This is a genomic window from Achromobacter deleyi (assembly GCF_013116765.2).
Lineage (GTDB): Bacteria > Pseudomonadota > Gammaproteobacteria > Burkholderiales > Burkholderiaceae_B > Achromobacter > Achromobacter deleyi_A.
Window position 1 is genome coordinate 4,452,270 of sequence record NZ_CP074375.1, and the last position, 23,848, is coordinate 4,476,117.

At 67.5% G+C, this 23,848-nt stretch carries 21 protein-coding genes and 1 tRNA gene; 4 read left to right on the plus strand and 18 right to left on the minus strand.

The annotated features are described in order from the left end of the window. Nucleotides 1-14 precede the first annotated feature (14 nt). A complete protein-coding gene (gene selD / locus HLG70_RS20040) occupies nucleotides 15-1,076 on the minus strand; it encodes a selenide, water dikinase SelD (RefSeq protein ID WP_171667426.1) in 1,062 nt (353 codons plus the stop codon). Nucleotides 1,077-1,215: 139 nt separating this feature from the next. On the opposite strand from selD, the gene HLG70_RS20045 reads away from it, so the two are divergent. Both HLG70_RS20045 and HLG70_RS20050 read left to right on the plus strand, forming a co-directional pair. Continuing rightward, a complete protein-coding gene (locus HLG70_RS20045; protein ID WP_171667427.1) occupies nucleotides 1,216-2,313 on the plus strand; it encodes a transglutaminase-like domain-containing protein in 1,098 nt (365 codons plus the stop codon). A gap of 23 nt (nucleotides 2,314-2,336) precedes the next feature. Beyond that, nucleotides 2,337-2,876 carry a TlpA family protein disulfide reductase gene (locus tag HLG70_RS20050; protein WP_171667428.1) on the plus strand — a complete coding sequence of 180 codons (540 nt, stop codon included), beginning with the start codon at nucleotides 2,337-2,339 and terminating at the stop codon, nucleotides 2,874-2,876. Nucleotides 2,877-3,157: 281 nt separating this feature from the next. Here the strand turns inward: HLG70_RS20050 and HLG70_RS20055 are convergent. From HLG70_RS20055 to fdnG, 7 genes are all read right to left on the minus strand, one after another. Further along, nucleotides 3,158-3,250, minus strand: a tRNA-Sec gene (locus tag HLG70_RS20055). 12 nt (nucleotides 3,251-3,262) lie between these two features. Continuing rightward, nucleotides 3,263-5,209 (minus strand): selenocysteine-specific translation elongation factor, encoded by a 1,947-nt coding sequence (gene selB / locus HLG70_RS20060; protein ID WP_171667429.1) that lies wholly within the window; start codon nucleotides 5,207-5,209, stop codon nucleotides 3,263-3,265. Continuing rightward, nucleotides 5,206-6,636: an L-seryl-tRNA(Sec) selenium transferase gene (selA, locus tag HLG70_RS20065; RefSeq protein WP_171667430.1), complete on the minus strand. Its 1,431-nt coding sequence runs from the start codon at nucleotides 6,634-6,636 to the stop codon at nucleotides 5,206-5,208. The genes selB and selA overlap by 4 nt, the downstream gene beginning before the upstream one ends. Nucleotides 6,637-6,666: 30 nt before the next feature. Beyond that, nucleotides 6,667-7,599: a formate dehydrogenase accessory protein FdhE gene (gene fdhE, locus HLG70_RS20070; protein ID WP_171667431.1), complete on the minus strand. Its 933-nt coding sequence runs from the start codon at nucleotides 7,597-7,599 to the stop codon at nucleotides 6,667-6,669. A gap of 122 nt (nucleotides 7,600-7,721) precedes the next feature. After that, on the minus strand, nucleotides 7,722-8,354 hold the full coding sequence (locus HLG70_RS20075; RefSeq protein ID WP_171667432.1) for a formate dehydrogenase subunit gamma: 633 nt from the start codon (nucleotides 8,352-8,354) through the stop codon (nucleotides 7,722-7,724). After that, nucleotides 8,347-9,246 (minus strand): formate dehydrogenase subunit beta, encoded by a 900-nt coding sequence (gene fdxH / locus HLG70_RS20080; protein ID WP_171667433.1) that lies wholly within the window; start codon nucleotides 9,244-9,246, stop codon nucleotides 8,347-8,349. The genes HLG70_RS20075 and fdxH overlap by 8 nt, the downstream gene beginning before the upstream one ends. Before the next feature lie 10 nt (nucleotides 9,247-9,256). After that, nucleotides 9,257-12,325, minus strand: a complete 3,069-nt coding sequence (fdnG, locus tag HLG70_RS20085; protein WP_171667434.1) for a formate dehydrogenase-N subunit alpha — start codon at nucleotides 12,323-12,325, stop codon at nucleotides 9,257-9,259. Between the two features lie 302 nt (nucleotides 12,326-12,627). Between fdnG and HLG70_RS20090 the strand changes: the two genes are divergently transcribed. After that, entirely contained in the window at nucleotides 12,628-14,169 is a 1,542-nt protein-coding gene (locus tag HLG70_RS20090; RefSeq protein WP_171667435.1) for a DUF1254 domain-containing protein, read from the plus strand. 77 nt (nucleotides 14,170-14,246) lie between these two features. After that, nucleotides 14,247-14,756: an acyl-CoA thioesterase gene (locus HLG70_RS20095; protein WP_171667436.1), complete on the plus strand. Its 510-nt coding sequence runs from the start codon at nucleotides 14,247-14,249 to the stop codon at nucleotides 14,754-14,756. A 44-nt stretch (nucleotides 14,757-14,800) separates the two neighbouring features. Here HLG70_RS20095 and HLG70_RS20100 read toward each other — a convergent pair whose 3' ends face one another. From HLG70_RS20100 to HLG70_RS20145, 10 genes are all read right to left on the minus strand, one after another. After that, nucleotides 14,801-15,808 carry a sterol desaturase family protein gene (locus tag HLG70_RS20100; RefSeq protein WP_171667437.1) on the minus strand — a complete coding sequence of 336 codons (1,008 nt, stop codon included), beginning with the start codon at nucleotides 15,806-15,808 and terminating at the stop codon, nucleotides 14,801-14,803. Between the two features lie 2 nt (nucleotides 15,809-15,810). Continuing rightward, the gene (locus HLG70_RS20105) at nucleotides 15,811-16,662 is read right to left on the minus strand and encodes a polysaccharide deacetylase family protein (protein WP_234103146.1); all 852 of its coding nucleotides are present in this window, start codon (nucleotides 16,660-16,662) and stop codon (nucleotides 15,811-15,813) included. Continuing rightward, nucleotides 16,646-17,626, minus strand: coding sequence for a YncE family protein (locus HLG70_RS20110; RefSeq protein ID WP_171667450.1), 981 nt, complete (start codon nucleotides 17,624-17,626; stop codon nucleotides 16,646-16,648). The genes HLG70_RS20105 and HLG70_RS20110 overlap by 17 nt, the downstream gene beginning before the upstream one ends. 195 nt (nucleotides 17,627-17,821) lie before the next feature. Further along, a complete protein-coding gene (locus HLG70_RS20115) occupies nucleotides 17,822-18,670 on the minus strand; it encodes a DUF2950 family protein (RefSeq protein WP_234103148.1) in 849 nt (282 codons plus the stop codon). A 23-nt stretch (nucleotides 18,671-18,693) separates the two neighbouring features. Continuing rightward, nucleotides 18,694-20,172, minus strand: a complete 1,479-nt coding sequence (locus HLG70_RS20120; RefSeq protein WP_171667439.1) for a DUF3300 domain-containing protein — start codon at nucleotides 20,170-20,172, stop codon at nucleotides 18,694-18,696. Nucleotides 20,173-20,302: 130 nt separating this feature from the next. Beyond that, nucleotides 20,303-20,518, minus strand: a complete 216-nt coding sequence (locus HLG70_RS20125; protein ID WP_006227327.1) for a TOBE domain-containing protein — start codon at nucleotides 20,516-20,518, stop codon at nucleotides 20,303-20,305. Nucleotides 20,519-20,593: 75 nt separating this feature from the next. Then, nucleotides 20,594-21,493 carry an ATP-binding cassette domain-containing protein gene (locus HLG70_RS20130; RefSeq protein ID WP_171667440.1) on the minus strand — a complete coding sequence of 300 codons (900 nt, stop codon included), beginning with the start codon at nucleotides 21,491-21,493 and terminating at the stop codon, nucleotides 20,594-20,596. A gap of 35 nt (nucleotides 21,494-21,528) precedes the next feature. After that, nucleotides 21,529-22,356, minus strand: a complete 828-nt coding sequence (locus HLG70_RS20135) for a MetQ/NlpA family ABC transporter substrate-binding protein (RefSeq protein ID WP_171667441.1) — start codon at nucleotides 22,354-22,356, stop codon at nucleotides 21,529-21,531. A 16-nt stretch (nucleotides 22,357-22,372) separates the two neighbouring features. After that, nucleotides 22,373-23,035: a methionine ABC transporter permease gene (locus HLG70_RS20140; RefSeq protein ID WP_171667442.1), complete on the minus strand. Its 663-nt coding sequence runs from the start codon at nucleotides 23,033-23,035 to the stop codon at nucleotides 22,373-22,375. Beyond that, nucleotides 23,035-23,844, minus strand: coding sequence for a methionine ABC transporter ATP-binding protein (locus HLG70_RS20145; protein ID WP_171667443.1), 810 nt, complete (start codon nucleotides 23,842-23,844; stop codon nucleotides 23,035-23,037). Before HLG70_RS20145 ends, HLG70_RS20140 begins: the two co-directional genes overlap by 1 nt. Nucleotides 23,845-23,848 lie beyond the last annotated feature (4 nt).

A 23,848-nucleotide genomic window follows, 5' to 3' on the forward strand; every position in this document is an offset into this window, starting at 1 on the left:
CGCAGTCGGAGCGTTCAGTCCACCCGCACCTGCGCCTCGCCCGCCGTCATCTCGCCGATCACCGTGGCCTGAGCGAAACCCTGGCTGTGGAACAGGTCCAGCACCCTGGCCGCCGCCTCCGGCGCGCAGGACACCAGCAAGCCGCCCGAGGTCTGCGGATCCGTCAGCAACGCGCGCTGCGTGTCGGTGACGCCCGCGCCCAGGCGCACGGATTCGCCATAGGACGCCCAGTTGCGGCCGGACGCGCCAGTGATCACGCCATCCGCCGCAAAGGCCTGCACGCCCGGCAGCCAGGGCAGCGCCTCCAGCCGCAAGCGGGCCATCAGCTTCGCACCGCGCGCCATCTCCAGCGCATGGCCCAAGAGGCCGAAACCCGTCACATCGGTAATGGCGTGCACACCGTCCAGCGCGGCCAGCGCCGGCCCCGGCCGGTTCAGTCGGGTCGTCGTTTCGATCATCACCCGATAGCCGGCATCGTCCAGCCGATTCTTCTTCAGCGCCGCCGACAGAATGCCCACGCCCAGGCCCTTGCCCAGGATCAGCACATCGCCCGCGCGCGCATCGGCGTTGCGCTTGACCCTTGCCGGATGCACCAGGCCCATCGCCGCCAGGCCGTAGATGGGCTCGACCGAATCAATGCTGTGTCCGCCCGCCACCGGAATGCCGGCATCCGCGCACACCGATTCGCCGCCGCGCAGGATGTCGGCGATCACGCTGTGCGGCAGCACATTGATCGGCATGCCCACGATGGCCAGCGCCATGATGGGAGTCCCGCCCATGGCGTACACGTCCGACAGCGCATTCGTCGCGGCGATGCGGCCGAAGTCGAACGGGTCGTCCACGATGGGCATGAAGAAGTCGGTGGTGGCGATAAGCGCCTGCTCATCATTGAGCCGGTACACCGCCGCGTCGTCGGCCGTCTCGGTGCCCACCATCAGGTTCGGATAGCTGGCCGCGGGTCCGAAGCGCGCCAGCAGCGCCGACAGCACGCCGGGCGCGATCTTGCAGCCACAGCCTCCGCCATGAGAAAGCGAAGTCAAACGCGGCACGTCCGCGGACGCAACATCCTGGGTCATCTCAGCCTCCGTTGGTCAGTCGAAAAAGGATAGCACCGCCCCCGGAATTGGCCCTATGATGAATCGCAGCATGCAGCAACGGACGGCCGCCCGGCTCCGGGCGCACCGACAGCCAATCTTCACCGTGCGTGGGGGCTACATGGACCGCCGACACTTTCTCCGTTTCTCCGGTGCATTGTGCGCCGCCAGCGCTGCACCCTATGCCGCGCACGCCCAGCAGGCGCCTGTCAGCGCCGGCTGGCGCGCCTTCGAACTGACCACCGACATCAGCGTGAAGGATCCCGGCGCCCACACGCGCATCTGGATCCCGGTGCCCTACGCCACCGACACGCCCTACCAGCGCGGCGTGCGGAACACCTGGCAGGTCAGCGGCGGCGGAACCGCGCAGCTGATGCAGGCGCCCGGCTACGACGTCCAGATGCTGGCCGTGCAATGGCCCGACGCGCAGACGCCGCGCAACGTCACAATGACCAGCCGCTTCCAGACCCGCAACCGCCGCGTGGACCTGACCCAGCCCCCGCCCGCCGACGCCGAACTCGAAAGCCCCGCCGCCCTGCGCGAATTCCTCAAACCCACCGCACTGCTGCCCACCGACGGCATCGTCAAAACCACCGCCGACCAGATCACCCGCGGCCACCAGGGCGACCTGGCCCGCGCCCGCGCCATCTACGCATGGGTCGTGGAAAAGACCTGCCGCACCGCCTCCACCCGCGGCTGCGGCGTGGGCGACGTACGCTACATGCTCACCGCCAACGACCTGAACGGCAAATGCGCCGACATCAACGCCCTGTTCGTCGCGCTGGCGCGCGCCGCCGGCATCCCCGCGCGCGACGCCTACGGCCTGCGCGTGGCCAACTCCGAACTGGGCTACAAGAGTCTCGGCAAGGCCGGCGACGTCACCAAGGCCCAGCACTGCCGCGCCGAGTTCTACGCCGACGGCTACGGCTGGATTCCCGTGGACCCCGCCGACGTGCGCAAAGTCATGCTCGAAGAGCCACCCGGCGACCTGCCCCTGACCGACGCCAAGGTGCGCGCCGCGCGCGTCATGCTGTTCGGCGCCTGGGAAATGAACTGGGTCGCCTACAACCACGGCCACGACGTCGCCCTGCCCGGCACCGCGCACGGCCCCGTGCCCTTCCTGATGTATCCCAACGGCGAAACCTCGGCCGGCCGCCTCGACAGCCTGGACCCCGACGGCTTCAGCTACAGGCTCGCCTCAAAACCCATTCCCATCTGACCTCATCCGCGCAGGGACCCGCCTTGATCAGTCGTCGCCGCCTCCTGCAATCCGGCCTGTCGCTGGCGGCCCTGCCCTTCGGGGCCCGGGCCGCCAGCGACACCGCCCTGAAAACCGCCACCGGCCCCGACTGGGCCCCCTGGACCGCCCCCACTCCCCCACTGACCCTGCCCGACCTCTCCGGCCGCGAACGGAAACTCTCCGCCTGGCGCGGCAACGTCGTCATCGTCAGCTTCTGGGCCACCTGGTGCGACCCCTGCCGCGACGAAATCCCCATCATGTCCACCATGGCCAAGCGCCACCGCGAAGAAGGCCTGCGCCTGGTCGCCGTGAACGTCGGCGAATCGCCCGCCAAGATCTCCGCCTTTCTCGCGAAATGGCCCGTCGCCGGCACGGTCCTGCACGACCGCAACAGCGCGGCGTCAAAGAAGTGGGAAGCCGTAGGACTGCCCGCCAACTACCTGGTGGACCGCGGCGGATCGATCCGGTATTGGCATCTGGGCGAACTGGACTGGACCTCGACCCGCGTAAGCAGCGTGGTGACGAAACTGCTGCGCGCCTGAGGCGCAGGGGCAATGCAAGACATTGCGATGCCGCCCCCAAGGCCCGGCCGAGTTACCCCGCCGCAGCCCGTGGTGTTGCGGGGCCTGCGTTGCGGGCCGTTTAGATGCGCCCGACGGAATCCGAAGGGAGCCGAAGGCGGACGAGGATGAGGAAGGGGAAGTCCGGAGCGAAGGCTCCGGACCGCTATCGGAGGCCCGCAACGCAGGCCCCGCAACGCCACGGGCGGCAGAAGAACCATGCCCACGCCAGCAAACGATAGAGGCCCCTCAAAAGAACCCGGCGGAAGGCAGCAGGAGTCGAACCTACCTGGGAACGTCTGACGCCCCCAACTGGGTTTGAAGCCCAGCCGTGCCGCCGGGCACGAATGCCTTCCGTAGCGGCCTGCCTATGATACCGGCTCGGACCGCCCCTGCGTCGCCGCATACGCGCTCTCGGCGCGCAGCACATGCGCATCCCGCACCCGCCGCGTATATCCCACCCGGTCAAAAAATTCCAGAACCTGGATCGCCCGCTTGCGCCCCAACCCCGTCGCATCCCGGAACACCGCCGCATTCAACCCCGCCGGCCGCGCGGCCAGCTCCGCCGCCAGCCCCGCAAGCGCCCGCACCTGATCCCGGTGATAGAACAGATCCTTCACCACCTGCGCCACCTCGCCGCGCCGCAACAGCTTGCGCAGCAACTGCCGCACGCCATCCTCCGGCTCTTCCAGCGTCCGCGCCAGATCCCGCACCCAGGGAGGATCGAACGCCCCCTCATCCAGCAGCGGCAGCAAACGCGCGGCCAGCGCCGACTCCGCCTCGGCCAGCGTCGCCGTATGCGCCGGCAGATGCAGCCACGGACCATTGCGCACCACCCGCCCATCGCGTTGCAGATCATCCAGCACCGACACCCAAAGCGCGTCCGGTCCCACCGGCATCGCCATCCGACGCAACCGCGCGCTGTCCGGGCCCGGCTCATCCGGCGCCCCCTGATGGACGGCCGCCAACGCCTGCTCCACCCGCGCCCGCAACGCATCCCACTGCGCGCCCAGGATCAGCGTACGCGGCGCCTGCGCATTGCGCGGTTCGACCCACAACGCCCCATGCGGCGCCGCGATCTCACGCACCGGCCTGCCCGTCAGGCGCTGCAAGGCATCCTCGTCCAGGCCCAGCGGCGCATGCTCCAGCACCGGATGCAAACCGCCCCCGTCCAGCATGTCCGACAGCGCCTGCAAGCCCTGCATGCGCGACGCCGCGCGACGCTTGCGGTCCGGCGCATTCGGATCCAACACCCGGCCGCCTCCCACCGTGCGCGTCGCCTGCGCATTGCGCACGATGTAGCGGTCGCCCGGCATCGCGCAAACGGGCTCATCGAACACCAGCTGCACCCAGCCCGACTGCCCCGGCGCCAGCGACTCCACACTGATAGGCACCACATGCGCCACATGGCGCGCCGCGCCGATATGCACATGCAGCGGCGCCCAGGCGCGCACCGGCGCATCCGCGGAGGGCAGCAGAGCCAGCGCCACATCCACATGCCGCGACGGCAGAAAACAGCGCGCATCCGCGATCCAGTCGCCGCGCGCGATCGCCCCCTTGTCGATGCCAGCCAGGTTCAACGCACAGCGCTGACCGGCCGCGCCCGTCTCGCTGGGCTGATTCTGCGCATGGATACTGCGCACCCGCACCCGCGTACCCGCGGGCATCAGCCGCAGATCCGCCGCCTCGTCGCCCGCCCGGACCTGGCCCGAGTGCGCCGTGCCCGTAACCACCGTCCCGTGGCCCGCCAACGTGAACACGCGGTCCACCGCCAGCCTGAACAGGCCCGTCGCATCGCGCTGCATCAAAGCCTGGGCCTGCTCGTGCAAATACGATTTCAGCTCCGCCACGCCCGCGTCGCCGGCTTGCGACGCGCTCGTGCCGAACACCGGCGCCCCCTCCAGGAACGTGCCCGCCGCCAGCGCCGCAATCTCGGCGCGCACCGCCGCCTGTTGCGCGGCATCCGCGCGGTCGGCCTTGGTCAGCGCCACCGCCCCCCGCGTCACGCCCAGCATGGACAGGATGGACAGGTGCTCGCGAGTCTGCGGCATCACGCCATCGTCGGCCGCCACCACCAGCAAGCCAAAATCGATGCCGCTGGCGCCGGCCGCCATCGTGTGCACCAGCTTTTCGTGGCCGGGCACGTCGATGAAGCCCAGCACATCGCCATTGGCCAGCGGCGCATAGGCATAGCCCAGCTCGATGGAAATGCCGCGCGCCTTCTCTTCCTTGAGCCTGTCGGTATCCACGCCCGTCAGCGCGCGCACCAGCGTGGTCTTGCCGTGGTCGATATGGCCCGCGGTCCCGATGATCATGCCAGCGGCTCCGCCAGCTGCCCGACGAAGGCCGCTTCGTCACGCGCTTCCAGACAGCGCAGATCCAGCCACAGGGCATCGTCCGCGATGCGGCCGATCACGGGCACGGGCAGTCGGCGCAGCAGCGTCTCCAGCTTGTCCAGATGACGGCCCGGACGTCCGGAACCCGCAAAGCGCACCGCCAGGCCATAGCTGGGCAACTGGTCCACCGGCAAGGCGCCGCTGCCGATCTGGCTGAACATGGGCACCGCCTCCACCGCATAGCCCGGCCCCACGGCATGCGCCAGGGCGCCGCGCAGCCGCTCGGCCTGAGGCTGGATATCGCGCTGCGGACGGGTCAGGAGACGCAGCGTGGTCAGGCGCTGCGCCAGGAACTCCGGCGCGCGGTACAGGCCCAGCACGGGTTCCAGCGCGGCCAGCGTCAGCTTGCCGACGCGCAGCGCGCGCTTGAGCGGGTTCTTCTTGATCTTGCGGATCAGGTCGGCCCGCCCCACCAGCAAGCCGGCTTGCGGCCCGCCCAGCAGCTTGTCGCCGCTGAACGTAACCAGATCGGCGCCCGCGGCGATGGTCTCGCGCACGGTGTCCTCCTTGGGCAGCCCGAACTGCGTCAGGTCCACCAGCGTCCCGCTGCCCAGGTCCACCGTGGCGGGCAGGCCACGCGCATGCGCCAGCGCCGCCACCTCCGCAACGCCGACGCTCTTGGTGAAGCCCGTGACCGCATAGTTGCTGCAATGCACCTTCATCAGCATCGCGGTGCGCGGGCCGATGGCGGACTCGTAGTCGGCCGCGTGCGTGCGGTTGGTGGTCCCGACTTCCACCAGCTTGGCGCCCGCGCGCTTCATGATGTCCGGGATACGGAAGGCGCCGCCGATCTCGACCAGCTCGCCGCGCGACACCACGACTTCGCGGCGGTCCGCCAAGGCGTTGAGCATCAGCAGCACGGCGGCGGCATTGTTGTTGACGACGGTGGCAGCCTCGGCGCCCGTCAGCTCGCACAGCAGGTCGTCGATCAGGTCATCGCGGTCGCCGCGGCCGCCGGAGTCCAGGTCGAACTCCAGGTTGGCCGGCGAGCTCAGCGCGCGCAGCACCGACGCCACCGCCTCGTCGGGCAGCAAAGCCCGTCCCAGGTTGGTGTGCAGCACTGTGCCCGTCAGGTTGTAGACCGCGCGCAGACGGGGCTGGGCCGCCTTGTCCAGCGCGGCGGCCGTGCGCTGCGCCACCGCCGCGGCATCCAGCTCCCGGCGCGGCAGCTTGCCGTCCAGCGCACGCTGGCGCAGCGCATCCAGGTCGCGGCGCAAGGCCGCGACCACCTGGGTGCGGCCATGGGCGTCAAGCACGGGGCGCAGCGCCTCGGCGTTCAGCAGGCGGTCCAGCGAAGGAATGTCGGACGCGGCGGCCGTGCCGGCGTCGGACGGGTGATCTGCCATGCAAGACTCCTACTTGGTTGTAAACAGGCCCTAGTCCTCGGCGCCGTGCCACAGCAGCGGATTGCCGCTGGAGCGCGAATAGCCGGCTTCGCCCACCAGCACGTCCAGCATCAGGCTGGCCAGATCGTCCGCCACGGGCTCCACGTACAGGTCCTTGTCCTGATAGAAGATCTTGCGATAGGTGTGGCAGTGGTCACAGGTTTCCGCCTTGATGGCGGGCGAACGGCCTTCGATGGCCTGGTACGCCACCTTTTCCACGTCCTCGCAATGCGAGCACTTCACCCGCACCATGTGCCACTGCGTCGAACACAGGCTGCAGCACAGATAGCGGTAGCCTTCGTATTGCCCGCCCACGCGCACAATGCTGGCGACCGGCAGGCTGGCGCACACCGGGCACACGCCGAAAGGGCTTGCGACAGGCAGCTGCTTCGGATCGTAGCGGCTGGCCAGATCCGTCCAATAGACCTGCAAGGCCGCCATTACGAAAGGCGCGGCGGCGCTGTCCACGCCCTGGTCCTGTTCGGACAGCACGGCTTCGGCCAGGTCCTCCAGCGACTCCGGGTCCTCGTCCAGCGCGCGACGCAGCGCGGCGCAGACCTCGATGGCCTCGGCAGGAACGCCCTGGGCACGCGAAACGTCATCCACCAGCTGGCCCAGGATGCCTCGCCACAAGGGGTCTCGCGGCCAGCCCACGGCCTGCAGGGGCGGCATGCCATGCGCCTGGGCGAGCGAAATTCGGTCTTCGGTGGCTTCGGGCGCCGCGCAGTCCTGCAGGGCGCGGTGCTGGGCATCGACCAGGTGCGCCATCAGCAGCAGATAATCGGCCACGGGATTGTCCGCCGCCAGCTGGCGCAGGCGGGCCGCCCGCGCGACGAAGACGGATGCGCGATCCGGCAGGGTGACGCGGGGAATGACGTTGTGGTCTAGCGCTTCGATTTCGCCGCGCGGAAGAATTCGCTGCAATTGCGTCTCCAGAGAAACAAACACGGCTGCCAGCCTCCAGGGGAGGATAGCAGCCGTGCGATCGGGACAGGTCAGCCCAAAGGAAAGGGCTCTGGGGAAATCGGCGCCCGCGCCGCGCGGGCCTACTTTTTCACCTGCTCCCGGAACCAGGCGCGGTGGTGCTTCCACGCCCAGCCGGCGGTGACATAGCCCCGCAGCATGGCGGTCAACGAGCCCTTTACCCAGATCGCCGCGTAAATATGCACAATGATCGCGCAAATCAGCACCAGCGCACAAACGGCATGCAGCACCGAGGCGGCCCGGACGACCCAGATCGGGAAATAGAACGCGAAGTACTCGCGCCAGATCACGATGCCGCTGACGAACAGGCCCAGCATGCACAGGATCAGCACATAGAACAGCAGCTTCTGGCCGGCGTTGTACTTGCCCACTTCCGGCAGCTTTTCCTCGCGGTTCTCGACCACGTCGTTGAGTTGCCTGAGCCACTGGCGATCCGCTTTCGTCATGAGGTTGTGCCGCCACATGTGCCCGGCGAACACGGCGAAGCAGACGAACATCACCAGGCCGACGAACGGATGCAGGATGCGCGTCCAGGGACCGCCCCCGAACAGGGTGGACAGCCAATACATGGCCGGGTGGAACAGCGCCAGCCCGGACAGCGCCAGCAGGATGAACGTCAGGGCGATGATCCAGTGGTTGGTGCGCTCGCCCGGCGTGTAGCGCCTGATGCGGCGATAGTGGCGGTCTTCACTCATGGCGCACCTCCTCTTCGGCCCGGCGCTCGTCTTCCTCGGTCACCTCGTTGCGGCCCACGCGGGCGTAGTGGAAAAAGCCCGCCAGCGCGGTCAGCGCCATCATGGCCAGGCCCAGCGGCTTGGCCAGCCCCTTCCATACGGACACCATGGGACTGATCTGCGGATTGGCGGGCAATCCGTGATACAGCCCGGGCTGGTCGGCGTGATGCAGCACATACATGACGTGGGTGCCGCCCACGCCCGCCGGGTCGTACAGTCCCGCCTGCTCGAAGCCGCGCGACTTCAGGTCCTCGATGCGTTCCTCGGCGTGCTGGTGCATGTCGTCCTTGGTACCGAAGACGATGGCGCCGGTGGGACAGGCCTTGACGCATGCGGGCTCCATGCCGACGGCCACGCGGTCCGAGCACAGCGTGCACTTGTACGCCTTGTTGTCCTTCTTGGAGATGCGCGGCACGTTGAACGGACAGCCGGTGATGCAGTAGCCGCAGCCGATGCAGTTTTCCTCGTGGAAATCGACGATTCCGTTGGTGTATTGGATGATGGCGCCCGGCGACGGGCAGGCCTTCAGGCAGCCCGGGTCCTCGCAGTGCATGCAGCCGTCCTTGCGGATCAGCCATTCCAGGTCGCCGGCCGGATTCTCGAACTCCGAGAAGCGCATGACGGTCCAGGAATGCTCGGTCAGGTCGGCCGGGTTGTCGTAGTAGCCCACGTTGAAGCCGATCTCGTCGCGCAGATCGTTCCACTCCAGGCAGGCGCTTTGACAGGCCTTGCAGCCGATGCATTTGGAGACGTCGATCAGCTTGGCCACCGAACCCGTGACGGGCTCGCGGATGCCGGGCGACGGAGTGGTCGTGGCGGAGCGCCGCCGTATGTCTAGGGATTGCATGGACATGTCGGTTCTCCTAAGCTCTCTCGACCTTCACCAGGAACGACTTGAATTCCGGAGTCTGGGAATTGCCGTCGCCCACGAATGGCGTCAGGGTGTTGGTGAGGAAGCCGGGTCTGGCCAGGCCCACGAAGCCCCAATGGATGGGGATCCCGACCTGATGCACCGTCTTGCCTTCGATGGTCAGCGCGCGCAGCCGCTTGGTGACCAGGGCCACCGCCTTGATGTAGCCACGGTTGGACGACACCTTCACGCGTGACCCGTTGGGAATGCCCAATTCCTTGGCCAGGGCCTCGCCGATCTCCACGAATTGCTCGGGCTGGAGAATGGCGTTGATGCGTACGTTCTTGGTCCAGTAGTGGAAGTGCTCCGTCAGGCGGTAGGTCGTGGCCACGTGCGGGAAATTCTCCACGGTGCCCATCGCCGCCAGATCGTCCTTGAAGATGCGCGCGGCCGGATTGCTGGTGACGCCCTTGGCCTTCGGATGCAGCGGGTTGTAGCCCAGCGGATTCTCGAAGGGCTCGTAGTGTTCCGGGAACGGCCCTTCGGCCATGCCCGCGCGCGCAAAGAAGCGCGCCACCCCTTCCGGGTTCATGATGAACGGGCCCATGCCGCCGTCGGGGTTCTCATCGCCCTTGAAGTCGGGAATGTCCGCGCCCGTCCAGATCTTGCCGTTCCACGAGATGATGCTGCGGCGCGGATCGAATGGCTTGCCGGACACATCGCAAGACGCGCGGTTGTACAGGATGCGGCGGTTGGCCGGCCACGCCCAGGCCCAGCTCAGGGTCTGGCCGATGCCGGTCGGGTCGCTGTTGTCGCGGCGCGCCATCAGGTTGCCGCCCGGGCCCCAGGCCCCGGCGAAGATCCAGCAGCCGCTGGCCGTGGAGCCGTCGTCGCGCAATTCCGCAAAGCCCGCGAGCTGCTCGCCGCCCCGCCGCATGACCTTGGTGGGGTCCTTGGGATCCACCAGGTCCACCAGCGCCCTGCCCGCGTACTCCTTGGCCAGCTCCTCGGCCGTGGGGTTCTGCGGATTGGAATAAGGCCATGACAGGTTGACGATGGGATCGGGGTACTTGCCGCCCTCGTCCTGGTACATCTTGCGCAGACGCGTAAAGATCAGCGCCATGATTTCGATGTCGCTCTTGGCTTCGCCCGGAGGCTCCGCGCCCTTCCAGTGCCATTGCAACCAGCGCCCGGAGTTCACCAGCGCGCCATCTTCCTCGGCAAAGCAGGTGGTGGGCAGGCGGAAGACCTCGGTCTGGATCTTGGACGGATCCACATCGTTGGCTTCGCCGGCGTTGCGCCAGAACTCGGAGGTCTCGGTGACCAGCGGGTCCATGATGACCAGGAACTTCAGCTTGGCGAAGCCGTCGTTCAGCTTGGCCTTGTGCGGCGCCGCGGCCAGCGGGTTGAAGCCTTGCGCGATGTAGCCGTTCATCTTGCCGTGGACCATGAGCTCGTAGACCTGCAGCATGTCGTAGAGCTTGTCCAGCTTGGGCAGGTAGTCGAACGCCCAGTTGTTCTCGGCCGTAGCCGCCTTGCCCCACCACGCCTTCATCAAGCTCACGTGGAACTTGTTGTAGTTCTGCCAATAGCTGAGCTGGTTGGGCCGCAGCGGCTTCAACGTGCGCGTCTCGATGTACTTGCCGAAGTCCTGTTCCGGCTCGTTGGGCAGCGTCATGTAGCCCGGCAGCAGGTTCGACATCAGGCCCAGGTCGGTCAGGCCCTGGATGTTCGAGTGTCCGCGCAGCGCGTTCATGCCGCCGCCGGCGATGCCGATGTTGCCCAGCAGCAGCTGCACCATCGCGCCGGTGCGGATGATCTGCGATCCGATGGAATGCTGCGTCCAGCCCAGCGCGTACAGGATGGTGGCGGCGCGGTTGGTGGTGGCCGTGGACCCCAGCATGTCGCACACCTTCAGGAACTTGTCCTTGGGCGTGCCGCAGACGCGTTCCACCATGTCTTCGGTGTAGCGCGAATAGTGCTTCTTCAGGAGCTGATAGACCGTCCGCGGGTGCTGCAAGGTGGGGTCCGTCTTGACGAAGCCGTCGTCGCCGCGCTCGTAGTCCCAGCTTTCCTTGTCGTAGGAGCGCTTCTCGGCGTTGTAGCCGGAGTACAGGCCCGCGTCGAACGTGAAGTCCTCGCGCACGATGAAGGAAAAGTCGGTGTAGTTGCGCACGTACTCGTGCTGGATCTTGTCCTTATCCAGCAGGTACTTGATGACACCGCCCAGGAAAATGATGTCGGTGCCGGTTCGTATGGGCGCGTAGAAATCCGCCACGGATGCCGAGCGCGTGAAGCGCGGATCCACGACGATCAGCTTCGCCTTGTTATGGGCCTTCGCTTCCGTGACCCATTTGAACCCGCAGGGGTGGGCCTCGGCGGCATTGCCGCCCATGATCAGTACTACGTCCGCGTTCTTGATGTCGACCCAATGGTTCGTCATCGCTCCACGGCCAAACGTCGGGGCAAGACCTGCCACCGTCGGGCCATGTCAGACACGGGCTTGGTTGTCGAACGCCAGCATCCCCATGCTACGCACGGTCTTGTGCGTGATGTAGCCGACTTCGTTGCTGCTTGCCGAAGCGGCCAGCATGCCGGTTGTCAGCCACCGGTTTACCGTCTTGCCGTCCGCGGTCTTCTCGACGAAGTTCGCATCGCGGTCGGCCTTCATGAGCTTGGTGATGCGGGTCAGGGCGTCGTCCCACGACATCCGCACCCATTTGTCCGATCCTGGCGCCCGGTATTCCGGGTATTTCAGGCGGTTGGGGCTGTGGATGAAGTCGATCAGGGCCGCGCCCTTCGGACAGAGGGTGCCGCGGTTGACAGGGTGATCGGGGTCGCCCTCGATGTGCATGATGCTGGCGCGGGCGTTCTTGGAGCCATCGCCCAGACCGTACATCAGCAAGCCACAGGCGACCGAACAGTAGGGACAGGTGTTGCGCGTTTCAGTCATGCGCGCAAGCTTGAACTGGCGCACCTCGGCCATGGCCGTGCCGGGAGCAACCCCCAGCAATGCCAGGCTGGAGCCCGCCAGGGTTGCACCGGTCACCTTGAAGAACTGGCGGCGATTCATGTTGACCATGAAGCACTCCTCTCCGGGTGAATGAAGGAAGCCGGACCTGCCCGTCAGGGTAAAAGCCCTACGGCCTCCAAGGACATGCAGGCAAGTATATGCCCACAACCGTGCAGGCGCCATGCTTCATCGGATCGGGATGTCTACGCGGGACACAGGAATTTGACGGCAAAATCGGCGCATTTCACGGATTTTGAATGATCGCGGCACTGCTACCATTGCTCCCGGCCCCCGGTCCCGATTTGCCCCGGCGCCGGGATGCCGCCTCACGGGGCCTTCCCCCTGTTCCCCGCAAGACCGTTGGAGCGCCGATGCGCCGCTTTGCCCCCCTGGCCCTGTCCCTGTCGCTTGCCGTCCTGGCCTGGACGCCCTCCGCCACCGTCCAGGCGGCGCCCGCCGCGCTGACGCCGGCCGCCGCCGCGACCGAAACCGCCTATCAGGCGGCCATGGAGGGATACCTCTATTTCTACCCGCTGGTCACCATGGACCTGACCCGGCGCCAGTTCACCCATCCATCGCAAGGAACGCAAGGCGCGCCGGCCAATGCCTTTCTGCACGGCCGCGCCCTGCCCCAGGCTGGCGCGGCCACGCCCTGGGCCAACCCGGACATGCTGCGCAGCGTCGCCTGGCTGGACCTGACGGGCGGGCCGGTCGTGCTGTCCGTGCCCGACACGCAAGGGCGGCTCTATACGCTGACGCTGCTGGACATGTGGACGGACGTATTCGCCACGCTGGGCAAGCGCAGCACCGGCACGGCCAAGGGCAATACCGTGATCGTGCCGCCGGGCTGGACCGGCACCCTGCCCTCCGGCATGGCGCGCATCGACGCGCCCAGCGCCCATGTCTGGGCGAAGAACCTGATCCAGGCCGACGGCGCCGCCGAGTATCCCGCAGTCAACGCCCTGCAGGACGGCTTCGTCCTGACTCCGCTGGCGCAGTGGAACCTGCCCGCGCAGCCGCAGCGCGCGAAGGCGGACCCGTCCCTGGATATGAAGATCCCGGTGCGCGAGCAAGTGGAGTCCATGCCCACCGATGCATTCTTTGCCTACGCCGCGGAACTGCTGCGCAAGCACCCGCCCCATGCCACGGACCAGCCCGTGCTGGCCAAGCTGCGGCGCGTGGGGCTGATTCCGGGCCGCGTCTTCGATTTCGACAAGCTCGACCACCCCGCCAAGCAAGGCATGCGCCGGGGCGTGCGCGCCGCTCGCGAGCGCATGGAGGCCGCGGCGGGTAGCACCCTGCGCGGCGCGAATGGCTGGCAACAGGAAACGGCCAGCATCGGGGTCTATGGCAATTCCTATCTGCGGCGCGCGCTGGCCGCCCAGGCGCAGCCGGGCGCGGGCCTGCCCGAAGACCTGACCGTGCTGCTGCTGGCCGCCGACAGCCAGGGCGCCTTGCTGGATGGCGCGCACCGTTACGCGCTGCGCTTTGAAAGCGGCCAGTTGCCGCCCGCCGACGCCCTCTGGTCGCTGGCGGCCTATGACGGCCAGGGCATGCCCGTGGCCAATCCGCTCAACCGCTATGCGCTGGGCGACCGCGACCCGCTGCGCTACAACGCCGACGGTTCGCTGGATGTGATTTTCAGCCATGACCCGCCCCCGCCCGAGGATCAGGCCAACTGGCTGCCCGTGCCGGCCTCGGGGCCGGTGGGCGTGCTGCTGCGCGTCTATGCGCCCGGTCCGGGAGTGCTGGATGGATTGTGGACGCCGCCCCCCGTGCTGCGCGACGAACCGGTGGCGGTCGCCGCGGACGAGGTTCCGGCCGAAGCGTCCACCGCCGAACCGCCCGCCGCCTCTCCGGCCACGGCGGCGGCTGTCCCGCCGCCCGCGGCGGCCGGTGCGAAGAAACCCTGAACGGCGCTCCGAAGACGGCGCCATGACAGGCGCCAGCCGCTACCATAGGCGTTTTATTCACGAATGAGCCGCCCGCCATGGACGACGCCTTTAGCCACCAATTGTCGATGACCATCCTGATGACGCCAGACATGGCGAATTTCTCGGGAAACGTACACGGCGGAACCATCCTCAAATACCTGGACCAGGTGGCCTATGCCTGTGCCAGCCGGTACGCCGGCCAATATGTAGTGACCCTGTCCGTCGACCAGGTCGTGTTCCGCGAACCGATCCACGTGGGCGAGCTCGTGACGTTTCTGGCCGCGGTGAATTACACGGGCCGCACCTCGATGGAAATCGGCATCAAGGTGGTCACCGAGGACATCCGCAAGAAACTGGTGCGCCACACCAACAGCTGCTACTTCACCATGGTGGCGGTGGACGACCAGGGCGCTCCCACCGCGGTGCCGCCGCTGGAACCCCGCACGCTTGAGGAAAAGCAGCGCGTCAAGGCGGCCGGACTGCGCCGCGAACTGCGCCAGGAAATGGAGCGCCGGCACGGCGAGATCAAGCGCGAGACCACGCACGACGTGCCGCCTGACGCCTGACCACGACGCTGCAACATAAAAAAAGGGCCCTCGCGGGCCCTTTTTTATGCGCGTTCCACGCCCGCCGGAGGCGTGGGTGGCGCGGCGGCCGGTTCGCGGTCCCGGCCCACCAGGCGCTTGAGGCCCAGCCATTGCTGCGACCAGAAGCCCCGGCCGTAGTCGCGAGCGCCCAATTCCGCCTGCTGGTCGTGGATGCCCGTGGGGCCGTAGCCCACGCCAAAACGGGCGGTACGGAACAGCACGTCCCAGATGGGGAACAGGGCGGCGAAGTTGTAGCCGCCCGCCGGCCCCGGCGACGAGGCGTCGTAGGCGATGGAATGGTGGTGCCGGTGAAAGCGCGGGCTGACCAGCAGGCGTTCGCCCAGCGCGCCGAAATGCATGCGCAGATTGGCGTGCGAAAAGCTCTGCGCCAGCTGGGTGATGGCCACCACGATCACGAACTGCGCCGGCGGCACGCCCACCAGCTGCGACACGAACACGACCAGCACGTCGCGCAGCATGTCGTCCAGCAGGTGGTTGCGGTCGTCGCTCCATATCGTCATCTGGCGCTGGCTGTGATGCACGGCGTGCAACGCCCAGAGCCAGCCGAACCGATGCTGCGCCCGGTGGTAGAAGTAGTCCACCGCGTCGAACAGCAGCAGGTAGATGATCAGGCTGACCCAGGCCTTGTCCGTCACGCCGGGCCAGTACTGGTCCAGCTGGAATGGCGCGAAGCCCCAGATGTGCAGCTGGCCGAAGACGCTGTCCCAGAAGGGATCGATGGTGAAGAACAGCACAAGCCGGAACGCACCCAGCCGGTGGATCAGCGTGTACAGCACGTCGATGCCGATCTGGCGGCGGTCGGTGACCGGTTCCACCGGCCGCAGGCGCTGCAAGGGGCCGAAAACCAGTACCAGCACGGCGACCTGCAACAGGCCGACCAGCAGCCACATCGTGGCGTCATAGCCGTCTTCGATGAAGTTGCTCATGCCCAGGTGGAACAGCGCGGGCTGAATCGCCGTCTCGAAGAGCCATTGCTGGCAGTCCCCGAAGAGTTGGCTAAGCGTATCCATGATCAGTGATGCGTGGCGATCCAGTCGCGATAGGCTGGATGGGTGTTCAAGGTAGCGAAACAATAGCCCTTGCGCTGCAAACCTTCAATCAGCGGCTCCAGCACGGCCGGCGCCCAGGGATCCTGGCGCGACCAGATGCCCAGGTGGGCAAGCAGGATGTCGCCGGGCTTGATGGTGCGCAACGCCTGGTCCAGCAGTTTGGCGTTGGGGTATTTGTCGCTGGGCAGTTCATCGCCCAGGAAGCCGGCAGGGGCCCAGCCCACGTGCTCGAAGCCGCAGGCCTTGGCCGCCTTCAGCAAGGCGGGCGAAGTCTTGCCGCCCGGCGCGCGGTAGAGCGGCAGCATGTTCTGGCCCGTCATCTGGTGAAAACGGGTGACGGACCGCTTGATCTCGGCGCAGTACTGTTCGGCGGTCCATTCGGCGCGCTTGCCCGAATCCGGACCGGCGCTGGGCTTCACGCGGAACTTGCCGCCCGGCAGGTCGCCCTGCCAATAGACGTGGTCGTAGGTGTGCGAACCGAAGGCATGGCCTTCGGCGGCGCGCGCCTTCCACCAGGGTGCCCACACGTCGTCCAGGCTGGAGCCCTCGGTCAGCGTGCGTTCATTGGCCAGGAAGAAAGTGACCTTGACGTGGTGGCGGGCCAGCACATCGGCGATCAGCGGGGCCACGCCCATGTGGCCGGTGTCGAACGTCAGGTAGACCGGCTTGTCGCAAGTGGCGGGCGCGGCGCCGGCGCTCGATACGGCCAGCGCCAGGCATGCCGCCACACTCCGCCGCCGGGCTGCCCCCAGGCTGGGCTTCACGCCCGCGACAGCGGGCGCGGCGCGAGAACCCACGCTATCTCGTAGGCGCATGGTTCAGCGTCCAGACGCCGTGGGGCGACTTGCCCACGGTCACCTGATTGACGACCTTCTTCTGCTCCAGGTCCACCACGGTGAGCTTGCGCGCCCAGCGCGAGGTGACCAGCAGCGTCTTGCCGTCGGCCAGCACGTCCATGCAGTCGGGGCCGCCCGGCACCGGGAAGGTGTCGGTGACGGCGAGCGTCTGCAGGTCGATGCGGCTGATGGAGTTGGCGGTGCGGTTGCTGACGAATAGATGGCGGTGGTCGCCCTGCGCGCGGAAGGCGTGCGCGCCCGCGGCGGTCGGGATGCGCTTGACCAGCTTGGCCGGGCCGTTGCTGACGTCGTAGGCTTCGACGTAGGAGTCGCCGGTCAGCGCCACCAGCAGGGTCTTCTGGTCGGGCGTCAGGAATACGTCGGCGGGCGTCTTGCCCACCGGCACCGTCCACTTCGGCGTCTGCGTGGCCAGGTCGATGGCGATCAGTTGATCGCTGTCCTGCAAGGTCACGTAGGCCGTCGTGCTGTGCTTGTCGATCATGATGTGGCTGGGCGTCTTGCCGGCCGGAATGCGCTTGACCAGCTTCAGGTCAAAGCCCTTTTCCAGCGGCTTCCAGGCATAGATGTCGATGTGGTCCAGGCGGTTGGCCGCCGTGACGAACCACTTCATGTCCGGCGAGAACTGCAGCTGGTAGGGATCGACGATGCCGGTCAGTGTGCGCTGGACCTCACCCGTCTTGGGATCCATCAGCGTGATCGAGTCGCCCGTGGCGTTGGCCACCATGAGCGACTTTTCATCGGGCGTGAGATACAGGTGGTGCGGCTCCTTGCCCGTAGGCACGCGCCGCAGTTCCTTGTAGGTGGCCGGATCGATGATGCTGACGTTGGCGTCCAGGGAGTTCAGGACAAAAATCGGGGCGGAGGCCGCCGCTGCGCTAAGCGCCATCCCTACGCCAAAAAGGGCGTAGCGGACAAAATGCATGGGGTTCAATTTGAAGATCCGGCAAGGGGAAAACGGGCGGGGTCCCGGTGCTCGCCATTTTAGGCACAGCCGCCTGACAAATGGGCCATAACGGCGTGCCGGCGCGGGCTTTGGCAACAAACGCACAAGCCTGTTGCGACCTCGCAACAGGCTTGCCCTGCGGCCCCGATCAGGCCCCTATTCAATGGCGAAAAATCACTTCGCGGCAGCGGCTTGCGCGTTTGCGTCGACCCAGCTTCCGTCGCGGATATCGTGCTCGCGCAACGCCGCCGCACGCGCCGCAGACGACGGCCCCAGGTCCCTTTCCAGCACGCCGCCTTCGGGGCCGACGACGAAGGTTCCAATGCCCGTCTGGCCATAGCGGGCGGGCCAGGCCACGATGCGGTACGAATTATCCTGTCCGCCCGGGATGACCTTGTAGCGGTAGCCGAAATAGGCATCGTCCAGCGGCACGTCCGGCCCCATGGCCAACGCGTCCGGACCGAAGGCCTGCTCCGGGGCATCCGGCAGCTCAGGCCAATACAGGCCGTCCCGGTAACCGGGTCGGCTGACCAGGCGGCCCGCAAACCGTCCCTGGCCCACGCCCTGCTGGTAGCGGGTCTGGGCGGCCTGAAGCTTCTCCAGGGTTTCTATGGCGGTGAGCTCGTTGCGGTCGATGGCGCGGCGGCGGATTTCCGCCTTGCCCGCCGCCGGATCGAAGCGCCATCCCTGGCCGGCACGCACGATCGGAACGGGCAGCGTCCATCCGGAGTCGCCGACAGCCACCCAGGAGCGGCCGCCGTCGGCCACGATGTCGTGCTTGCGCACCCAGGCCGCGAGATACCGGTAGATATCCTCCTGGTCCACGCCCCCCGGCACGATCTGCCGGTGGTTGGGGCCCAATACCTTGGCCAGGGCATCGATGTCATTCGTAGCCAGCGCGTCGGTGAACGCCTGCGCGGCCGCCTGGGCGCTGGGATACACGCTCTGCGCCATGGCGGGAGCTGCGACGCCGAGGGCGAGCACCGACGCGGCGCAAAGCGCGCGCAAACGAGCAATCGTCATATGACCTCCGTTGTCCATGGTGCTTATCTCCGGCCGCCGCCGCCCCGACCGCCGCCGCCTCCGCCCCGATGGGGACCGCCTGCGCCGCCTCCGCGATGCGGCGCGCTCGCGCCGGTGCTGCGGCCGGCGCCTCCGCCCCGGCTCATTTCGCCGCGCTGGTTCTGCTGCCGCATGCGGTCGCCGTCGCCCGCGCCGCTCAACGCGTTGTGGCTGTTGGACGCGCGCGCCCGATCGCGTGCCGCGGATTCGTCGGCGCGCTGGCGCTGGGCCGCGGCCTGCCGGTCCTGCGTGGAGACGCCCGATGCGCGGTCGCCGCCGGGCCGGTCTTGCGTGGACGCTCCGGCCCCACGCCCTTGCGCCCTGTCCTGGGTGGAGACGCTGGAGGCACGGTCGCGAGCGCCCTGTCCGCCCTGCGCCCCTTGGCCCTGCCCCCGGCCCGCGGCGCCTTCGCCCCGGCCCGCGCCCTGCCCGCGCGCCCCGCCCGCGCCGCTATGGCCCGCGATGGGTTGCCCGGTCCGCCCTTCGAAGGACTGGGCCGCGCGTTCGCGTGCGGCGTCGCGGGAACCGGCTGCCGGCCCCGCGCCGGCCGCCCGACCTCCCTGACCCGCGGCCTGGGAACGGTTCTGCAGGCCCGCCTGCCGCTGGCTGTCGAAGCGCTGGCGGCTGGCCTGGTCCGCATAGGGCGCATTGCCGCGATTGGCGGCATTGTGCTGCCACGTGGACCGGTTATTGCTGACGTTATTGCGGTCCAGACGGTTGTTGACGTTGATGTTGTTGTAGCGGTCGACGTCGATGTCGATGTCGCCGTGCCCCCAATTGGCGTCGCCCCACATGGAGTTGATCGCCGCGACGCCCAGGCCGAATCCGATGCCGGCGACCAGCGAGGTCGCGAACATCGACCCCGGCGGCGGCGGGTAGTAATAAGGGGGATAGGAGGGATAGGCCCACGTTCCATAGACCACGGTCGGGTTGTAGCTGGGCACGTAGACCACCTGCGGGTCCGCGGGTTCGATCACCACGACGGTCTTTTCGTTTTCCGTCGTGGTTTTCACCGTCTGCTGCGGCGTGCTCTTCAGGTTGCCTGCCTTCTGGGCCTGCGTGCGCAGCCGCTGGACGGAATCCATGACGCCGTCGGGCTGCGCCAGGAAGGCGTCGCCGACGGATTTCACCCATTTCGGCTCACGGCCCATCATGTCCATGACCGACGGGAAGGCGACCAGCGACTTGACGCTGGGATCCCAGGATTCGCCCTCGACCGCCTTGACGGCGTCGTCGCCGGATTGCGTGGCGTGCGCGGCCGACCATTTGGCGGCTGCCGCGATGTCGTCCGGATAGGTGGACCCCATGAGGATCTGCGATAACAGCGCATCCGGATACAGCGCCACCGGCGCCATCAACTGGTCCAGTTGCGCGTTGGTCAGCTTGGTTTGCGCAGCGGCGGGGAAGCAGACCGCCAGCCCCAGGCACACCAAACCGATGAACCACTCTTGCAGTCGCCGCATTTCCGTTCTCCGTTCGCAAAGCATGTAACTACAAGCCAGGAGGAACCGCCGGATATCGCAGGGACAATATATGCCTAACGCCGGCGGTTTGGAAGCGCCGGCGCAGTGCGTCTTTCCTACGCCTTCCTGCCTACAGCTTGGCGACGGAAACTTCGGTCGCCTTGACGAAGGCCAGAACCTCGGTGCCCACCTGCAGGTCCAGTTCCTTGACCGAACGCGTTGTGATCACGGACGTGACGATGCCCGCCGGGGTGTCCACGTCCACTTCGGACACCACCGGTCCCAGGATGATTTCCTTGATCTTGCCACGGAACTGGTTACGGGCGTTGATGGATTGAATGCTCATGGTCTTGCTCCTGAAATAAAGGGTGAAGGGCGGCGCCGCCATGGCGCCTGGTTGTGAATGCCGAGGCGCGCGGCGTCAGACCGCTAGCCTCAAATGCCGGATCTGGATGACGGACGCCAGTGGCCTGTCCAGATCCGGCGTGTCTTCCTGACGCAGCGCGGCACGCAGCACCCGCGCCTCCAGCGCGGGAAACGCCGCCGAACCGCGCGTGCGCGGCCGCGCCAGATCCACGCGTTCGTCCAGCACCACGCGGCCTTCGTCGAACACGAGGATGCGATCCGCCACCGCCACGGCCTCGCCCGCGTCGTGCGTCGCCAGCACGGCCGTGAAGCCTTGCTGGCGCCAGATGTCTTCCAGCAGCCGCTGCGTCTCGATCCGTGTCAGCGCATCCAGCCCGCCGAACGGCTCATCCAGCAGCAGCAGTCCCGGCGTATGCGCCAACGCCCGGGCCAGCGCGACCCGCTGGCGCTGCCCCTCCGACAACTGCGCGGGCCAGTCGCCGCCGCGATCGCCCAGGCCAACCTGCCGCAATGCGGCAGCCGCCTGCTTCTTGTCCGGCAGGCCGAGCGCTACGTTGTCCAGCACCCGCTTCCAGGGCAGCAGGCGCGCGTCCGGCGACAGCAGGCGCACGCGGCTGTCCGGCGCCCAGAGTGGGAAGTTGTCGAACAGCACCGGCGAGCGCGCGGGCGCGCCGCCCTGCTCTCCGCTTGGTGTCTCCAGGCCGGCCAGGAGACGCAGCAAGGTGCTCTTGCCGCTGCCGCCGCGCCCGACCACGGCCACGAACTCGCCCGCGGCGATTTCCAGGTCCAGCGACTGCAGCGCGACGCGGCCGCCGTAGCGCCTGGCCAGCTGACGCAAGGTCACGCGCAGCGCGGCCTGGCGCCCGGCGCCATCGGCGGGATCGATGTCCGGTTCGATCCGCCCGGGCACGTCCAGGTGCTGCAGCAACTCGAACTCGTTGGGGTGGATGAACATGGCCGCGGTCTCCGCGCTGATGCCGGCGGGCAGCCCTAGCGGGCCGCCTCCAGCTTCTGCTGATAGTCGGTCTTCACGAAACCGGCGAAGGATTTCTCGGTGACCGCCAGGAACTCGCGCGACCCGTAGGCGGCCGCGATGTCCTTCACATAGGGCTTGTCGCGGTCCGCCGTGCGCACGGCGACCAGGTTCTGGTAGGTGGGCGTGGTCTTCTCCAGCGCCAGCGCCTCGGTCAGCTTCAGGCCCGACGCCAGCGCGAAATTTCCGTTCACGAACGAATAGTCCGTGTCCTCCAGCGAGCGCGGCAATTGCGCCGCCTCCAGCGGAATCAGCTTGATCTTCTTCACATTGAGGGCCACGTCCTTCTCGGAAACCTGCAGCGGGTCGTAGCCCTCGCGCAGCTTCACCCAGCCCAGCTCCTGCAGCACGACCAAGGCGCGCGCCTGGTTGGTCGGGTCGTTGGGCACGGCCACGCTCACTCCGTCGGGCGCCGCGTCGACGCTCTTGTACTTCTTGCTATAGATGGCGATGGGCGCGGTGGGCACCTTCACCAGCTCGGACAGCTCCAGCTTGTTCTTGGCCGCGAAATTCTGCAGGTACACGATGTGCTGAAACGCGTTGGCGTCCAGCGCGCCCTGCGCCAGCGCGAAGTTGGGCTGCACGTAGTCATTGAACTCGACAATCTTGACCGTGTAGCCCTGCTTTTCCAGGATGGGCTTGATGCCCAGCTTGATCTGGTCGCTGTAGGGGCCGGCCGTCGCGCCGAAGACGATTTCCTTCTTGGCGGGATCGGCGGCATGAGCGGCGCCCGACAGGGCCAGCGCGGCCAGCGCCGCGCTCAGGATGCTGCGGTAGTAAGTCATGATGGTCCTTTGGATGTCAGCGTTTGTCGATGCGTCGCGCGACGGTATTGCCGGCGAACTGGATGATCTGCACCAGCACGACGAGCAGCGCCACGGTCAGCACCATCACGTCGGTCTGGAACCGGTAATAGCCATAGCGGATGGCCAGGTCGCCGATGCCGCCGCCACCCACCACCCCGGCCACGGCCGAGTAGGACAGGAAGCTGACGGCCAGCACCGTCAAGGCCAGCACCAGCCCGGAACGCGCCTCCACCAGCAGCACCCGGCGCACGATCTGCAACTCCGACGCGCCGGCCGCGTGGGCGGCCTCGATCACGCCGCGCGGCACTTCGCGCAGGCATTGCTCCACCAGCCGGGCGAAGTAGGGAATGGCCGCGAACGACAGCGGCACCGCCGCCGCCACCGGCCCGATCGACGTGCCGGCGATAACCCGGGTGAACGGCACCAGCGCCACCAGCAGGATGATGAAGGGGAAGGAGCGCACGGTGTTCACCGTCCAGCTCAGCAGGCGGTGCGTCACCGGACGGTCCAGCGACTGGCCCGGGCCCGTCAGGAACACCAGCACGCCCAGCGGCCCGCCCAGCAGGATGGACGCCGCCAGCGCAATGGCCAGCATCAGGAAGGTCTGACCGACCGCCACGCCCAGTTCGGGCAGCAACTGCACAAAGGTATCCAGCATTACGCGACCTCTTCGTAGGGATGGGTGGCTTCGCGGATCAGTTCGCGGCCCAGCGCCGAGGACAGATGCACGTTGGCGCCGGCGATCTCGGCCTGCTCCAGCACCTGACCGTTCTCCATCACGGCCACGTGACGGCACAAGGCCCGCACCACCGCCAGTTCGTGCGTCACGATCACGATGGTCACGCCGAGGCGCTTGTTGATGTCGCGCAGCACGCTCAGCACCGAGCGCGTGGTCTCCGGGTCCAGCGCAGAGGTGGGCTCGTCGCACAGCAGCACGGCCGGCTCGCTGGCCAGCGCGCGCGCGATCGCCACACGCTGCTTCTGGCCGCCGGACAGCTGCGCGGGATGGCTGGCGGTCTTGTCCGTCAGCCCCACGATCTCCAGGCACTCGCGCACGCGCGCGGCAATCTGTTCCCCGTTGCGCCCGCCATGCACGCGCAACGGAAATGCGACGTTCTCGAACACGGTCTCGTTCTGCAGCAGATTGAACTGCTGGAAGATCATGCCGATGTTCTGCCGCGCCGAGCGCAGGTCGCGCTTGGACAGCGCGGTCAGCTCGGTGCCGGCTACCCGCACCGCGCCTTCGTCCGGCCGCTCCAGCAGATTGATCAGGCGCAGCAGCGTGGACTTGCCGGCCCCGCTCTTGCCGATGATGCCGAACGTGTCGCCGGCCCGGATCGACAGCGACACATTGCGCACGGCGTCGAAGCGCCCGGCGCGCGTCGCGAAGGATTTGCTCACCGCATCCAGGCGGATCACCGGCTGCGGCACGGCGGGGATGTCGGACAGAGCGGAAATATCGGTCATTGCG

Bases quoted from the DNA above. Each gene is read 5' to 3' on its own strand.
- HLG70_RS20105 (WP_234103146.1), bottom strand. From the start codon at position 16,662: ATGCGCCTACGAGATAGCGTGGGTTCTCGCGCCGCGCCCGCTGTCGCG.
- HLG70_RS20120 (WP_171667439.1), bottom strand. From the start codon at position 20,172: ATGCGGCGACTGCAAGAGTGGTTCATCGGTTTGGTGTGCCTGGGGCTG.
- HLG70_RS20075 (WP_171667432.1), bottom strand. From the start codon at position 8,354: ATGAGTGAAGACCGCCACTATCGCCGCATCAGGCGCTACACGCCGGGC.
- HLG70_RS20095 (WP_171667436.1), top strand. From the start codon at position 14,247: ATGGACGACGCCTTTAGCCACCAATTGTCGATGACCATCCTGATGACG.
- HLG70_RS20100 (WP_171667437.1), bottom strand. From the start codon at position 15,808: ATGGATACGCTTAGCCAACTCTTCGGGGACTGCCAGCAATGGCTCTTC.
- HLG70_RS20130 (WP_171667440.1), bottom strand. From the start codon at position 21,493: ATGTTCATCCACCCCAACGAGTTCGAGTTGCTGCAGCACCTGGACGTG.
- HLG70_RS20140 (WP_171667442.1), bottom strand. From the start codon at position 23,035: ATGCTGGATACCTTTGTGCAGTTGCTGCCCGAACTGGGCGTGGCGGTC.
- HLG70_RS20145 (WP_171667443.1), bottom strand. From the start codon at position 23,844: ATGACCGATATTTCCGCTCTGTCCGACATCCCCGCCGTGCCGCAGCCG.
- HLG70_RS20090 (WP_171667435.1), top strand. From the start codon at position 12,628: ATGCGCCGCTTTGCCCCCCTGGCCCTGTCCCTGTCGCTTGCCGTCCTG.
- selA (WP_171667430.1), bottom strand. From the start codon at position 6,636: ATGGCAGATCACCCGTCCGACGCCGGCACGGCCGCCGCGTCCGACATT.
- HLG70_RS20110 (WP_171667450.1), bottom strand. From the start codon at position 17,626: ATGCATTTTGTCCGCTACGCCCTTTTTGGCGTAGGGATGGCGCTTAGC.
- selD (WP_171667426.1), bottom strand. From the start codon at position 1,076: ATGACCCAGGATGTTGCGTCCGCGGACGTGCCGCGTTTGACTTCGCTT.
- HLG70_RS20045 (WP_171667427.1), top strand. From the start codon at position 1,216: ATGGACCGCCGACACTTTCTCCGTTTCTCCGGTGCATTGTGCGCCGCC.
- HLG70_RS20125 (WP_006227327.1), bottom strand. From the start codon at position 20,518: ATGAGCATTCAATCCATCAACGCCCGTAACCAGTTCCGTGGCAAGATC.
- selB (WP_171667429.1), bottom strand. From the start codon at position 5,209: ATGATCATCGGGACCGCGGGCCATATCGACCACGGCAAGACCACGCTG.
- HLG70_RS20135 (WP_171667441.1), bottom strand. From the start codon at position 22,356: ATGACTTACTACCGCAGCATCCTGAGCGCGGCGCTGGCCGCGCTGGCC.
- HLG70_RS20115 (WP_234103148.1), bottom strand. From the start codon at position 18,670: ATGACGATTGCTCGTTTGCGCGCGCTTTGCGCCGCGTCGGTGCTCGCC.
- fdxH (WP_171667433.1), bottom strand. From the start codon at position 9,246: ATGTCCATGCAATCCCTAGACATACGGCGGCGCTCCGCCACGACCACT.